At 63.1% G+C, this 12,184-nt stretch carries 15 protein-coding genes; 8 read left to right on the top strand and 7 right to left on the bottom strand.

Annotation, left to right across the window (positions count from 1 at the left end):
* Positions 1-3 precede the first annotated feature (3 nt).
* The 7 genes from E3O28_RS10480 (at position 4) to E3O28_RS10455 (ending at position 3,388) form a co-directional block, all read left to right on the top strand.
* Positions 4-291 (top strand): hypothetical protein, encoded by a 288-nt coding sequence (locus E3O28_RS10480; protein WP_134371664.1) that lies wholly within the window; start codon positions 4-6, stop codon positions 289-291.
* Between the two features lie 92 nt (positions 292-383).
* Positions 384-803, top strand: coding sequence for a redoxin domain-containing protein (locus E3O28_RS10475; protein ID WP_277874715.1), 420 nt, complete (start codon positions 384-386; stop codon positions 801-803).
* A gap of 3 nt (positions 804-806) precedes the next feature.
* The gene (locus E3O28_RS16355; RefSeq protein WP_166784795.1) at positions 807-965 is read left to right on the top strand and encodes a hypothetical protein; all 159 of its coding nucleotides are present in this window, start codon (positions 807-809) and stop codon (positions 963-965) included.
* The gene (locus E3O28_RS10470; protein WP_174721897.1) at positions 965-1,288 is read left to right on the top strand and encodes a thioredoxin family protein; all 324 of its coding nucleotides are present in this window, start codon (positions 965-967) and stop codon (positions 1,286-1,288) included. Before E3O28_RS16355 ends, E3O28_RS10470 begins: the two co-directional genes overlap by 1 nt.
* Positions 1,289-1,302: 14 nt before the next feature.
* Positions 1,303-1,941, top strand: a complete 639-nt coding sequence (locus E3O28_RS10465) for a DUF3105 domain-containing protein (RefSeq protein ID WP_104102938.1) — start codon at positions 1,303-1,305, stop codon at positions 1,939-1,941.
* Between the two features lie 101 nt (positions 1,942-2,042).
* A complete protein-coding gene (locus tag E3O28_RS10460) occupies positions 2,043-2,423 on the top strand; it encodes a BlaI/MecI/CopY family transcriptional regulator (RefSeq protein ID WP_134371666.1) in 381 nt (126 codons plus the stop codon).
* A complete protein-coding gene (locus tag E3O28_RS10455) occupies positions 2,420-3,388 on the top strand; it encodes a M56 family metallopeptidase (protein ID WP_134415865.1) in 969 nt (322 codons plus the stop codon). Before E3O28_RS10460 ends, E3O28_RS10455 begins: the two co-directional genes overlap by 4 nt.
* Positions 3,389-3,477: 89 nt before the next feature.
* On the opposite strand, the gene E3O28_RS10450 is transcribed toward E3O28_RS10455, so the two are convergent.
* From E3O28_RS10450 to E3O28_RS10435, 4 genes are all read right to left on the bottom strand, one after another.
* The gene (locus E3O28_RS10450; protein ID WP_134415863.1) at positions 3,478-3,657 is read right to left on the bottom strand and encodes a hypothetical protein; all 180 of its coding nucleotides are present in this window, start codon (positions 3,655-3,657) and stop codon (positions 3,478-3,480) included.
* The gene (locus tag E3O28_RS10445; protein ID WP_104102926.1) at positions 3,654-3,983 is read right to left on the bottom strand and encodes a hypothetical protein; all 330 of its coding nucleotides are present in this window, start codon (positions 3,981-3,983) and stop codon (positions 3,654-3,656) included. The genes E3O28_RS10450 and E3O28_RS10445 overlap by 4 nt, the downstream gene beginning before the upstream one ends.
* Before the next feature lie 104 nt (positions 3,984-4,087).
* Positions 4,088-5,596, bottom strand: coding sequence for a multicopper oxidase family protein (locus E3O28_RS10440; RefSeq protein WP_134415861.1), 1,509 nt, complete (start codon positions 5,594-5,596; stop codon positions 4,088-4,090).
* Complete coding sequence (locus tag E3O28_RS10435) at positions 5,593-5,844, bottom strand: SHOCT domain-containing protein (RefSeq protein WP_134341795.1); 252 nt, start codon at positions 5,842-5,844, stop codon at positions 5,593-5,595. Before E3O28_RS10435 ends, E3O28_RS10440 begins: the two co-directional genes overlap by 4 nt.
* 376 nt (positions 5,845-6,220) lie before the next feature.
* Here E3O28_RS10435 and E3O28_RS10430 point away from each other — a divergent pair, with 376 nt between their 5' ends.
* Entirely contained in the window at positions 6,221-8,608 is a 2,388-nt protein-coding gene (locus E3O28_RS10430; protein ID WP_134415859.1) for a heavy metal translocating P-type ATPase, read from the top strand.
* On the opposite strand, the gene E3O28_RS10425 is transcribed toward E3O28_RS10430, so the two are convergent.
* From E3O28_RS10425 to E3O28_RS10410, 3 genes are all read right to left on the bottom strand, one after another.
* On the bottom strand, positions 8,600-9,718 hold the full coding sequence (locus E3O28_RS10425; RefSeq protein ID WP_104102917.1) for a HAMP domain-containing sensor histidine kinase: 1,119 nt from the start codon (positions 9,716-9,718) through the stop codon (positions 8,600-8,602). The two genes, E3O28_RS10430 and E3O28_RS10425, sit on opposite strands and share 9 nt — an antisense overlap.
* Entirely contained in the window at positions 9,715-10,407 is a 693-nt protein-coding gene (locus E3O28_RS10420; RefSeq protein ID WP_104102914.1) for a response regulator transcription factor, read from the bottom strand. The genes E3O28_RS10425 and E3O28_RS10420 overlap by 4 nt, the downstream gene beginning before the upstream one ends.
* Before the next feature lie 1,678 nt (positions 10,408-12,085).
* Positions 12,086-12,184 (bottom strand): integrase core domain-containing protein (locus tag E3O28_RS10410; protein ID WP_134394301.1); only part of this gene is annotated, 99 nt, incomplete at its 5' end.

Raw genomic sequence — 12,184 nt, 5'->3', positions numbered from 1 at the left:
TTGATGATCGCCATTGGCGTGCTCACCGTCGTCCTCGCGGTGCAGGGACCGGGCATGGCACCGGATGGGTGGCAGGTTGAACTTGCCGCAGCACTGGGGCACTGGGCCGCCGTCATCCAGCAGTTCCTGGCCTTCATTCCAGGGTGGATCTCGACGCTCACCGTCTTCTCCGCTCTCGGCGCTTTGGTCTGGACGGCGCTCCGCAGCCGAAAGCACGCAGCCACGCCGACCGCCTCCGGCAACCGACCCGACCAGGCGCATACGCGCGCCCAGACAGAAAAGTCACAGTAATGGCATCACGGGAGAAAGGCCGTCCGGGCATACGCCTGCAGTCACGCGCCAGGAGCACCGGGTTGCGCCGGGCAACGATGGTCGTGAGCATCATGGCGGTTGCGGCAGCCATCCTGGTGGTCATGGAAAGCACTTGGAACGGGACCCCCACGGCTGTGGAAAACACCACCTCCGTCAGTTACGCCGTGGGTGCTCCCGGCCCGGGCGCGGAAGCCCCCGACTTTTCTCTCGCTTCCACGGCTGGGGGGACGGTCAATCTCAGCGACTACCGTGGCGAGTCCGTTCTGCTCTTTTTTCATGAGGGGATCGGGTGCCAGCCGTGCTGGGACCAAATCCGCGATCTGGACGCCGCCCAGACCGAGCTGCAGTCTGTCGGCGTCGATCAGCTCCTCACCATCACCAGCGGGCCGGTGAACCTGATCGCCCAGAAAATGGCCGACGACAAGCTGACGGCGGTCGCTTTGGCCGACACCCGTCTGGATGTCTCCCTGACTTACCAGACCAACAAGTGAGGAATGATGGGTGAATCCCGCAACGGACGCAGCTTCATCCTGGTTGGGCCGACGGGGGAAATTGAGTGGCGCGCCGACTACGGTGGCCCGCCGAACTACACCATGTACGTGCCGGTAGACGAGATACTCACCCAGATGCAGGCTGTCCGGACCGACGCCTGATGCGAATCATCGTACTGACGCAAGCCTCGTGCCACGCCTGCGATCAAGCCAAGCTGGTAGTGTCCCGACTCTCCGCGGACTACTCTTTTCAGGTCGAGGCGATCGGCCTGGACACCGATGAAGGCCGGGCTCTGGCCGCTCGGAACGGCATCATCTTTGCCCCCGGCATCCTGATCGACGACGTCATGTTCAGCTACGGGAGGCTATCGGAGAAGAAGCTGCGGCTCCAGCTGTCCCGCCCCGACGTAGCCGCCCAGGGGCAGCCGGGCTCGAACGGCAGCTCACAGAACGTTGCCGTACACCACAATGCACATCAGCAATAGAGAGGACCGTCCAAATGGAACACCCGAACACAGAGGACAGAGCACATCGGCAGGCGATCGTTGCGGCCGCACGAGCACAGCTGAAGCGGGGCGAGCGGCGTCGGAGCTTCTGGATCTACGGCTTGGGCACCGTCGTCGCAATCACCCTCGTGGCGACCGTTGTCTCCATCTTCATCGTCAACCAGAAAGACCAGGACGCGGCGAGATCGGCAGCAGACAAGCCAATCAGTGGCGTGGAGAGTTCTGATGGATTGAGCCGCGACCACGTGGTCAACGAGGTTGCGTTTCCGACGCTTCCCCCCGTCGGCGGAGATCATTCGGCCGAGCTGACAAACTGCGGCGTGTACACGAAGCCGGTAGACACCTGGCGGGCCGTGCACTCGCTCGAGCATGGCGCGGTGTGGGTCACCTACCGATCCGATCTGCCGCAAGAGCAGATCGACACTCTGACGGCTGATGCCGAGTCGAACCCATACGAACTCTTGAGCCCGTATCCTGACCTCCCCGCCCCGATTGTCGCCAGCGCCTGGGGAAAACAACTGCAACTGGACAACGTGGATGACCCCCGCCTGCAGTTGTTCCTGCAGACCTACCTACAGGGCCCACAGACACCCGAACCCGGCGCACCCTGCTCTGGTGGCGTCCAGGGCTGATCGGCACGGGATCCCGCGGGCGCAGCAGGGACCGTACGTTACTATGGAAGGTAGTTGATTAGGGGTTTTCGTTTCCATTAGAGCGTAGAAGGGAACAACCCATGGTGCGCCCACTCGGCACGCTGGAACAGCACGTCATGGATCGCATCTGGTCCTGGGGGCGCCCGGTCGCCGTTCGCGAGGTGCTGGAGGATCTCCAACGCGAGCGCACACTCGCCTACACAACGGTAATGACAGTTATGGACAACCTGCGCCGCAAAGGCTTTCTGACTCGGGAGAAGGACGGCCGTGCGTATCTTTACCGACCTGCGCAGACTCGTGAGCAGCACACTGCCGCGTTCATGGGGGAAGTCCTTGCCGGAGGAGCTGACACTTCGGTGACATTTTTGCACTTCCTCGACCATATTCCGCCAGAGGAAGTCGCCAGCCTCCGTCTTGCCCTTGACGAGCACCTTCAGGGTCGCACAAGCACCGCGCCATGATTGCTCCAGCCGTTTTGGCGGTCCTCGCCGTGATTCTGGCCGTCCTGGGGCCGACCCTATTGCGCCGGATGTCGTGGCTCGAGCGGTCTCCCCGGATCGGGATCACTGCGTGGCAAACGCTGAGCGTCTCAATTGTTTTGGCGGTGCTGCTTGCCGGTTCGAGCCTGGCCATCCCCGCGATTCCCTGGACCATCAACCTCGCCGACTGGATCCGTACCTGCGCGATGGCCCTCCTCGCGCAATACTCCACGCCAGGCGGTGCCGTGGTCAGCGCCACCGGCGCTGCCGCCGCAAGTGCCATCCTCGTCCGGGTCGCCTATTGCCTGGCCGTGGACCGGGCAATCGCAGCCCGTAACAGGAAAGTACAACTGGACGCCCTGGCCCTCATTGCGCAACCCCACCTCCGATACGACGCTCTCGTCGTCGACCATCCGGCCGCCGCCGCGTACTGCCTACCAGGCAGGGTCCGTCAGGTCGTCTTGACCAGTGCCGCCCTGTCGGCGTTGGATCACAATCAGCTCCTCGCCGTTCTGGCCCACGAACGGGCCCACCTGCGGGGACGTCACGACCTCATCCTCGCGGCGGCCGACGCGCTACAGCATGCATTCCCCCGTGTCCCAGCATTTCGAACCGCACGCAGAGAACTGGGCCGGCTCGTCGAGATGCTCGCCGATGACAGTGCGGCCCGTCATAGTGACCGGACCACAGTCGCCACCGCCTTGGTGCGCTTGGCTGAACACGGGCTGACCCCCGCGGCGGCCCTCGGTGCTGGCGGAGAATCAGCTCCCAGCCGAGTCAGGAGACTTATTTCACCGACTCGGCCCCTCGGCGCCGGGAAGACAACCGTCGCTGCTTTGGCTATGGGATTGTTGATCGCATTGCCCTTGTTCCTCGCCATCGCCCCCGCATCCGCAGCGGGAACAATGGACCCGTGCCCGGAGGACGAGCAGTCCTTGACGATGTGATCGACGCTGCGCATTCCCCCGGAAGCCCGGATCTCACACTGCAACCGCACTGACGGCCATCGAACAGGTGTTGAGGCTGAATAAGAACCTCAATTCGGCAGATGCAGCATGTCCACCTCCGCGCGCAGTGTGGTCAACTCCATTTCATCGGCCGCCGACAGCGACTTCGGCGCATCAGCTGTCGTCTTCCCTCGCATCATGAACCACATCATCAAGCCCATAGCCGCTGGGCAGGCCAGGAGGGCCAGACCATAGAGCGCCGTACTCACCGTGACGCCTCCAGGCTTTTATTGCCAGCCTCCGACGAAGCGTCGCCAGCCGGGTGATGGGCCATCATCTGCTCGTGCATTTTCGCCATGCCGGGTGCACCGGCCGTCATGTCAGCCGTGTCGGACATCCCGGCCATCATCTGTTCGTGCATTTTCACCAGGCCAGGTGCTCTGTGCATCGCGGCCATGTGTCCGCGGGCGCTATCCTCGGCCTGACCCGCCGGGGCCGGAGGGCTGCTGCCCTCGGCCGCGTAGGCCGGAGCGACGGTGCCTGCTGCAAGCAACGCTCCAGCGGCCAGGGAGATGATCCAGATTCGTGAGCGCATGAGCGCCTCCTTCTTTGTCTACTATCTTTCATAGTAGTAGCCGAAGTTGGCTCCCGTCGCAGTGAACCGCGGTCACACAGGAAAGCCCCTGTCAGGAGTCGTTGTTACTTTGCTTCAATGACGCCCATCATCCCGTTGTCCTCGTGATCGAGGATGTGGCAGTGATAGACAGTCCGTCCGGCGAAGTCGTCGAAGGCGATGCGGACCTTCACTCGTCCCCCTGCCGGAACATTGACAACGTCTTGCCGAACCACCAACTCGACCGCCCTGCCATTTTCCTCAACGAGCTGCATTGGCCAAACGTGCAGGTGCAGGGGGTGGTCCATCTGGCTGGTGTTTGTCAGGGTCCATTCTTCGATGCTGTCGGCCTGAACCGTGGTGTCTGTTCTGTCCGCATCGAACACCTCTTTATTAATGGTGAAACTCATCATCGAGCCGCCCCTCATCCCGCCCATTCCCATCCCGAACGTGAGCTCGCGACGCGCCGTCACGGGCCGCGAACGAAGATCTGGGGGCACGGCCTGCTCGGGGACTGCGGACAGGGCGGTCATCGCATCACCGGACACCGTTAGTGTCGCCACTGAAAAGCCGCGAGGGTTGCTCTGAGCGGCCTGCCCGCTTGGTCCAGCGCCGCCGCCCATCATCCCGCCCATCATTCCGTTCGGGCCGCCGCGGTCGTAGGGCAGGGTCTGGAAGATGGATGTCCCTGAGACAGCGGTAACCAGGAGGTCCGCTCGGTTGCCGGGTAACAGCACTACCTCATCGACGTCGCCGGGGGTCTGGAACCGTCCCGAGTCGATGCCGAGGAGTTGTAGTTCCTGCCCGTCGAGACGCAGCCGCAGGTACCGGGACACACAGGCGTTGACGATGCGCCAACGTTCGCGTTCCCCCGGACGGGCGGTCATCACCGGATTCACCTGCCCGTTGACCAGAACGAGTTGTCCTTCCCGTCCCGCCATCTGTTCCGACGGCGTGACGGGAGGGATGCGGCCCAGGCTGTCCAGTGTGATGTCTGAGATGACGAGCACGCGCTCTCGCGTTGCCCTGATGGGAGTGGGGTCCTCGACAATGATGGCCCCGTAAAGGCCGCCGAAGACCTGATCGGCGACGAACCCGTGGTGGTGCGGGTGATACCAGTACACTCCCGGCGGGTGATCAGGCGGCAGCTGATATTCGTAGTCGAATGACTCTCCGGCCTTCACGGTCACGAACATGTTGTCGCCGTTGTCCGACGGAGAAACATGCAATCCGTGCACGTGCAGGTTGCTCGGATCGTTGAGGCCGTTGTGCAGGCTCACATTGAGCGTGTCGCCCGCCTGAACGCGTAGGGTAGGCCCCGGCACGCCCCCGTTATAGCTCAGCACGGTGGCACCGCGACCGGAAATCTTCACGTCCCCCGGTGCAGCATCCAGGCGTACCTTGAGGCGGCCATCGGCGCTACGCAGCTCGGGCGGCTGAACCAGTGGATCCCCGGAGGGCGCCCCAAAGCCTGAGCTGGTGGCCGAAGGCGATGCTGTCTGCTGGCTCCAGAGAAGTCCCGCTCCCCCGGCAACCGTGCTCGCCAGCCCGAGGCCACCGAGCGTGAGAGCGCTTCGACGGCTGAGAGGCTTCACCGCTTATCCTCGCCCAAGACTGCGCGCTGTTCGCGGTACTGCTCTGCGGTCAGCTCACCCCTGGCGAAACGTTCATCCAGTATCTGGCGCGCGCGGCCTAGCCCAACCTCTCCCCCCTGTTTCCGCCCGACACTACGATCGCCAGAAAACAGCCGAACCATGAGCACGACCAGCAACGAGATACCGACAATTGTCAGCAGCCCGAAGAGCCAGTACAGCCCCATACTTCCTCCATAGCCCCACATCATGATCCGACTCCTTCGACTCATATTTCGAGAATAGACACTGCCGCAAGCATACCCCTTGGGGTATTTTGGACAATCAAACGGCGTGCACCACTCCCCCTTTTCAGGCGGTGCATCCTCCCGGAAGGGGTAGTCGTTCAGTGCGCCTCAAGCCGTCACGGCGAGCAGCGAACGACAAGTGAGCCGTGAGCCGGTAGAAGCATTCCGGAATACTATCTATCCTAGTAGCGTTGCCTGATTAACGACCCAGAGGCCCTACGACAGCCTCCCGCCGACGAGGTGGATCGCCCCGATCGTATACCCCCCATGGGTATAGGCTGAGAGTGTTCGACACGGAGATTGTCGCTGTGAGGCCGATTCTTCAGAATGGAAGATTCACATGACTCAGGAAGCCGAAACTACTGTCCTCGAAGTGCAGGGCGTTCAATGGGCATCCTCGCGAGCGATCGTCGAGTCGGTGCTCGCCCGCCGCCCCGGCGTGTTGAGCGTTGATGCGAATCCGGTAGCGCAAACCGCGAGCGTGACCTTCGATCCCAGGCAGACCTCCGTCACTGATCTGGCGGCATGGGTCCGGGAATGCGGTTACCACTGCGCTGGACGCTCCGTGCCCGATCACATCTGCGATCCGGTGGCGTCATCCGTCACCGACCACACCGAACATGAAATGAAGACCGGACAACCGCCTCGAACCATGCAGGAGACCATGGGGCATGGTGGCGCGCACGGCGACATGTCCATGGCCGGCATGATCCGGGACATGCGCAACCGGTTCATGGTGGCGGCGATCCTGTCGGTTCCGATCACCCTGTGGTCGCCGATCGGCCGCGACGTTTTCGGTTTCGCGGTTCCTGCCCCGTTCGGGCTGCGGGATGACGTTTTCGCGTTGATCCTGTCTCTGCCGGTCATTTTCTATTCGGCTTGGATCTTTTTCGATGGGGCCTTCCGGGCGCTGCGGGCTCGAACCCTGGACATGATGGTTCTGGTAGCCGTCGGTGTCGGAGCGGGCTGGCTCTATAGCCTGTCTGTCACCCTCACCGGTGGTGGGGAAGTTTTCTACGAGGCTGCGACCGTTCTGACCAGCTTCGTCCTCCTGGGCCACTGGTTTGAAATGCGGGCCAGGGGCGGCGCAAACGACGCCATCCGCACGCTGCTCGAGTTGGCCCCGTCGATGGCATTCGTCATCCGCGACGGGGAACCGGTTGAGGTCCCGACCGCGGAGGTTGTCCCCGGCGACCTGCTCCTGGTGCGGCCCGGTGGGAAGATTCCAACCGACGGGGTTGTGGAGGACGGCGAGTCCGACATCGACGAATCCATGGTCACCGGGGAGAGCCTTCCCGTCGCCAAGAGCATCGGATCCAACGTGATCGGCGCCACAGTGAACACCACCGGAACCCTTCGCGTGCGGGCGACCAAGGTCGGCGCCGATACCGCGCTCGCGCAGATCGTGGCCCTGGTTCAGGAAGCACAGAACTCCAAGGCCCCCGGACAACGTCTGGCCGACCGTGCGGCGTTCTGGCTTGTGCTCGTAGCCCTCATTGGCGGCAGCGCCACCCTGGGTGCGTGGCTCTTGGCCGGCGCGAGCCTTCCTACCGCGATCCTCTTTGCGATCACCGTCGTCGTCATCACCTGCCCGGATGCGTTGGGCCTGGCGACACCGACCGCCATCATGGTCGGCACCGGTCTGGGCGCCAAACGCGGTGTCCTCTTTAAAACTGCGACCGCGTTGGAGACTTCGGCTCGAATCGACACGGTCGTCCTGGACAAGACGGGAACTCTGACCCGGGGCGAACCAGAGGTGACGGACTTCATTGCTGTTGGGATGGATGAGGTCGAGTTGTTGGCCCTTGTCGCTGCAGTGGAACGGGAGTCCGAGCATCCGCTCGCCGCAGCCGTCGTCAGTTACGCCGTCGGGCGCGGCGCGACTGCGTTGGAAGCAACTGCGTTCCGCAATGTTCCGGGACATGGTGCCGGCGCAACAGTCGCAGGACGCCAGGTGTTCGTCGGCAACCGCAAACTCATGGTCGCCCAGGGCATCGATATTGATCCGGTGTCCGCCCAGCGTCAGACGTTGGCCGCCACCGGACGGACGGCGGTCCTCGTCGCCGTCGACGGGAAGGCCGCTGGGGTCATCGCCTTGGCTGACGCCGTTCGAGAGACCGCGGCGGCCGCCGTTGTCGCTCTTCACGAAGCGGGAATCGAGGTCGTCATGCTCACCGGCGACAATGAGGCGACCGCGCAGCGGATCGCATCCATGCTCCAGATCGATGTTGTGATCGCCGAGGTGCTCCCGGAAGACAAGGCCGCAAAAATCAAGGAGCTGCAGGCGTCCGGCAAGCGAGTCGCGATGGTCGGCGACGGAGTCAACGACGCTCCGGCCTTGGCACAGGCGGACCTGGGCATCGCCATCGGGGCGGGGACGGACGTCGCCATCGACACGGCGGACGTAGTCCTGATGCGGTCAGACCCCCTCGACGTCCCCATCGCCCTGCGCATCGGGAAAGGCACCGTGCGCAAAATGCGCCAAAACCTCGGCTGGGCGGTCGGCTACAACGCGATCGCGCTCCCCATTGCCGCCGGCGTTTTCTTTCCGACGTTCGGCATCCGGCTCAGTCCGGAAATCGCCGCCATCTCCATGTCCGGCTCCAGCGTCATCGTCGCGGTCAACGCGCTGCTGCTCAAGCGGCTGCGCCTCCCGCGACAGCCCGAGAGCACGACGGCCACCACATCGGCTGACGGAGCAGGGAATGACGTCGGAGTTTCAGCCTGATCTGGCGCCGGCCCGCAGGGGTACCACGACCGCGAATCTGGCTCCCTGCCCTGTCCCTCCCGACGAGGCCGTCACGTCCCCGCCGTGCGCACGCGCTATTTCCCGGGCGATCGTGAGACCGATCCCTGATCCGGCGGAGCGGCGGGCCTGTCCGGGCACACGGTAGAACCGCTCGAAAACACGGTCTGTGTCCTCCTCGGCCAGGCCCACTCCCGTGTCGATCACGACGACCTCACCACGGCCGTCGGCGCCGTGCGTCGTGATGGTGACCGCACCGCCCGCCGGGGTGGCGAGCAGGGCGTTGCCGAAAAGGTTGGTCAGAACCTGGGTGATCCGGTCCGGGTCCACGTGCACGGGCAGCGGCGTGGCGACGTTGAGTGTCAACGTCACGCCCGAATCTTCGAATTGCGGAGCGAGCCGGTTGGCCGTGCGGCGAGCAAGATCGGCCAGGTCGGCATCGACTGGATGCAGGTCGAGCCGCTGTTCTTGAGCGCGCGACAGGCTGGACAGGTCATCGGAGAGGCGATGCAGGCGGCGCAGTTCCTCGCTGAGGGAGGCGAATGTGTCGGGGCTGGCGGTGAACACGCCATCGATCAGCCCCTCGACGTAGCCGTCCAGAACGGTCAGTGGGGTTCGCATTTCATGCGCAACCTCCCCGAGCAGCCGGGTTCGCCGTGACTCGGTATCGGCCAGGGCCTGGGCCAGCGTGTTGACGTCTGTGGCCAGCGCTGCGAGTTCCGGCTCGGAGGGGACGGGGACCCTGCCTCCGTATTTTCCGGCAGCGATCAGTTTGGTCGCGGCCCGCACAGCGTTGAGGGGGCGAAGTAGGCGCCCCGTGACTGCCGCGGCGACGAAACCTGCGGCGATGACGCTGGCCAGTACCCCGACGATCAGCGAGGTCGTGAGCGCGGATAGGAAGGCGGAGCGCACGCTGGTCGCGTCCATGGCCCCCATCGACATTCCGGTGCCCTCACTGTCCATCATCATCCCCAGCCGGTCTTCGAACAGTCGAGGAGCGAGCAGCGAGATCGTCAGATAAGCCACCATGCCGCCGACCACGGCAATAGCGGCATAGGAGATGAACAGGCGCAGCGAGAGGCGCATCTTCATCTGGGCCCGGCCACAAACTTGTAGCCCACGCCCCGCACCGTGGCGATCAGGTGTGGATCGCCGGCATCGTCGCCGAGTCGTGCGCGCAAACTGCGGATGTGAACATCGACGACCCGTTCGTCGCCGTAGAAATCGTAGCCCCAGACTTTTTTAAGCAGTTGTGCCCGGGAAAACACCCGCCCGGGCTCGGTTGCGAGTGCGGTGAGAAGATCAAACTCCAGGCTCGACAACCCCACGGAGACTCCATTCGCCTCAACCTCTCGGTGGGCGGGTTTGATGGACAATCCATCGAAGCGAAGCAGGGCGTCTCTGTCGGTTCGCTCATCCCGATTGTCACGACGGAGCATTGCCTTCACTCGAGCCGTCACCTCGCGCGGGCTGAATGGCTTGGTCACATAGTCATCCGCACCCACACCGAGCCCCACGAGCTTGTCGACCTCCTCCGCCCTGGCCGTGACGAGGATCACGTACGCGTCGCTGAAGCCTCGCAACTGCCGGAGAACCTCCAGCCCGTCGATCCCCGGCAGCATTACATCCAGCAGCACGAGAGCGGGAGGGTCCTTATGGAGTACCGCAAGCGCCTCGGCGCCGTCCGCGGCCTCCGCTACGTCATAACCTTCCGCTTCCAGGTAGCCGCGCAGGACCGTCCTGATCTGCGCCTCGTCGTCGACAACCAGGACCTTCTGCATCGCTCACCCCTTTTCTTCTGATTATCGCCGTCCGGCGGCACGGACTCTGCACTGCGCCCCAGGGACTCGGCGAGGGAGGACCAACTCAGGCCTTACCTCTCGAGCACCTGCAACCGTTCTCGGTATTCCGTTTCATTCAATTCACCCTTCGCGAAGCGATCATTGAGTATTTGACGCGCTGGACTGCGCTCGCCTTGTCCGCGGCTCAGCGGAGTAGTCCCGCGGAACCCTCCGCGTTCAGTTCCGTCAGCAAAAGCCCGCACAACCCAGACAACAAGGAGGATGACTGCGACGAGCATGAGCAGCCCTACCGGCCATCCCCACGTCATGTTGTATCCGTTTCCCCACATCATTTCTTCTGCTCCTTCAGTTTGTGTTTATTTTCGTACATCCAGGCAGCCCGTGGACCGCTCCGCCTGTTCAGGAGACGGTCAGGTCCGCGCCATTCCCAAGCCCATCCCTACGCCCATCCCTGCGCCCGAGTGCATACCGACTCCCGAACCCATGCCCATCCCCTCACCTGGGGTGTGGGTCGCGTTCAGCATCGGGTCAATGCGGCTCCTCATCTGTTCTACGGCTGCCTCCCTGTCATCAGATGACAGAGTGCTGTTGGAGTCGAGAGTGGTCCTCTGCTGCGAGAGAATTACGTCTTTGAGCCCAGAAACCGATTTTCCCTGGGCTTCAGCGACATCCGCGAGGGACCCACCCGACTGGACCCGGTCCTGCAGCTCCGTCCGACTCAAGCCGAGGTAGCTCGCGATCGCGACCATGGGCGAACTCTGCCCGAATGCCATGCCGGCCAAGTGGCCTGACCGGTGCTCGCCAACTGACGACGAGGTCGTCGATGGTGGCTGGGAAATAGCCCCATCACCGGTAGATGCCTGCGCCGCGGCAACACCGCCCGTGACAAGCGCTCCGACAAGCCCGAGTCCCGCAACACCAGCGGTCACGTTCTTCCGATTGAATTTCATCAGTCTCAACACCTTTCGCGTTCAGCCACCAAGTTGGTGTCTACACACCAGCATGCAGACCGCGCATGAAGCTCCAGCCCCCGAGCATGTGAAGGTTTGATGAAACGCGCTGGCCAGGCTCATACCGATCCGAAAAGCGCATGCCGACGGTCGTTATGCGTCGATTCCTGGCACCAGCGGCGCAGCAAACCATCCGTCAACTGATCGAGTCATCGTCTGAAAATCAGATTGTCCACCGCATCCCGACAAGCCGGGAAAGACATCGCAGTGTGCACCTTGGCGCTGCGGGCTGAACGCCGAACGGCGTCGAGTGTCAGTCCGGTTGCGTCGTGACGAAAGCGAATCAACCCGGGCGGCGAAACGCCGCTGCAGCCCCGCATGGAGCTTGTGATAGTGGTTCTAAACACCGGAGCGGGCCCGGGCCAAGGGGAGAGGATGGGCGATGGGTGATATCGCCGCGAAATCCTGCACCTATTACTGCTGGGGTACCTGGACTCGAACCAAGAACAACTGATAGTCGTCTCGACCTTTTCGTCCACGCACACTGGGGGCAGAATCCCGCGGATTTCCGCGGTTTTCATGCATTTAGTTTACGCGCTGACACGGAAGAGTACGGGCCAATTCTGGTTACGCTAAGGGGGTTTTAGGTTCGTTTCTGGTCACACTTCGAGCGTGCCGTACATCTGTCCTTCGGCCTCAGCAGTGCTCTAGCTGTTGTTCCCACTGACGTTGTGAGCACGGTTGATGGGTGATTTGCCGCCGATGCCTGTATGGGGTCTGTGGTGATTGTAGCTATGGATCCAGTC

The sequence above is a fragment of the Cryobacterium sp. TMT2-14 genome (assembly GCF_004402465.1).
Lineage (GTDB): Bacteria > Actinomycetota > Actinomycetes > Actinomycetales > Microbacteriaceae > Cryobacterium > Cryobacterium sandaracinum.
This window is presented reverse-complemented; position numbering and strand designations above follow the sequence as displayed.

Bases quoted from the DNA above. Each gene is read 5' to 3' on its own strand.
- E3O28_RS10480 (WP_134371664.1), top strand. From the start codon at position 4: ATGATCGCCATTGGCGTGCTCACCGTCGTCCTCGCGGTGCAGGGACCG.
- E3O28_RS10475 (WP_277874715.1), top strand. From the start codon at position 384: ATGGCGGTTGCGGCAGCCATCCTGGTGGTCATGGAAAGCACTTGGAAC.
- E3O28_RS16355 (WP_166784795.1), top strand. From the start codon at position 807: ATGATGGGTGAATCCCGCAACGGACGCAGCTTCATCCTGGTTGGGCCG.
- E3O28_RS10470 (WP_174721897.1), top strand. From the start codon at position 965: ATGCGAATCATCGTACTGACGCAAGCCTCGTGCCACGCCTGCGATCAA.
- E3O28_RS10465 (WP_104102938.1), top strand. From the start codon at position 1,303: ATGGAACACCCGAACACAGAGGACAGAGCACATCGGCAGGCGATCGTT.
- E3O28_RS10460 (WP_134371666.1), top strand. From the start codon at position 2,043: ATGGTGCGCCCACTCGGCACGCTGGAACAGCACGTCATGGATCGCATC.
- E3O28_RS10455 (WP_134415865.1), top strand. From the start codon at position 2,420: ATGATTGCTCCAGCCGTTTTGGCGGTCCTCGCCGTGATTCTGGCCGTC.
- E3O28_RS10445 (WP_104102926.1), bottom strand. From the start codon at position 3,983: ATGCGCTCACGAATCTGGATCATCTCCCTGGCCGCTGGAGCGTTGCTT.
- E3O28_RS10435 (WP_134341795.1), bottom strand. From the start codon at position 5,844: ATGATGTGGGGCTATGGAGGAAGTATGGGGCTGTACTGGCTCTTCGGG.
- E3O28_RS10430 (WP_134415859.1), top strand. From the start codon at position 6,221: ATGACTCAGGAAGCCGAAACTACTGTCCTCGAAGTGCAGGGCGTTCAA.
- E3O28_RS10425 (WP_104102917.1), bottom strand. From the start codon at position 9,718: ATGAAGATGCGCCTCTCGCTGCGCCTGTTCATCTCCTATGCCGCTATT.
- E3O28_RS10420 (WP_104102914.1), bottom strand. From the start codon at position 10,407: ATGCAGAAGGTCCTGGTTGTCGACGACGAGGCGCAGATCAGGACGGTC.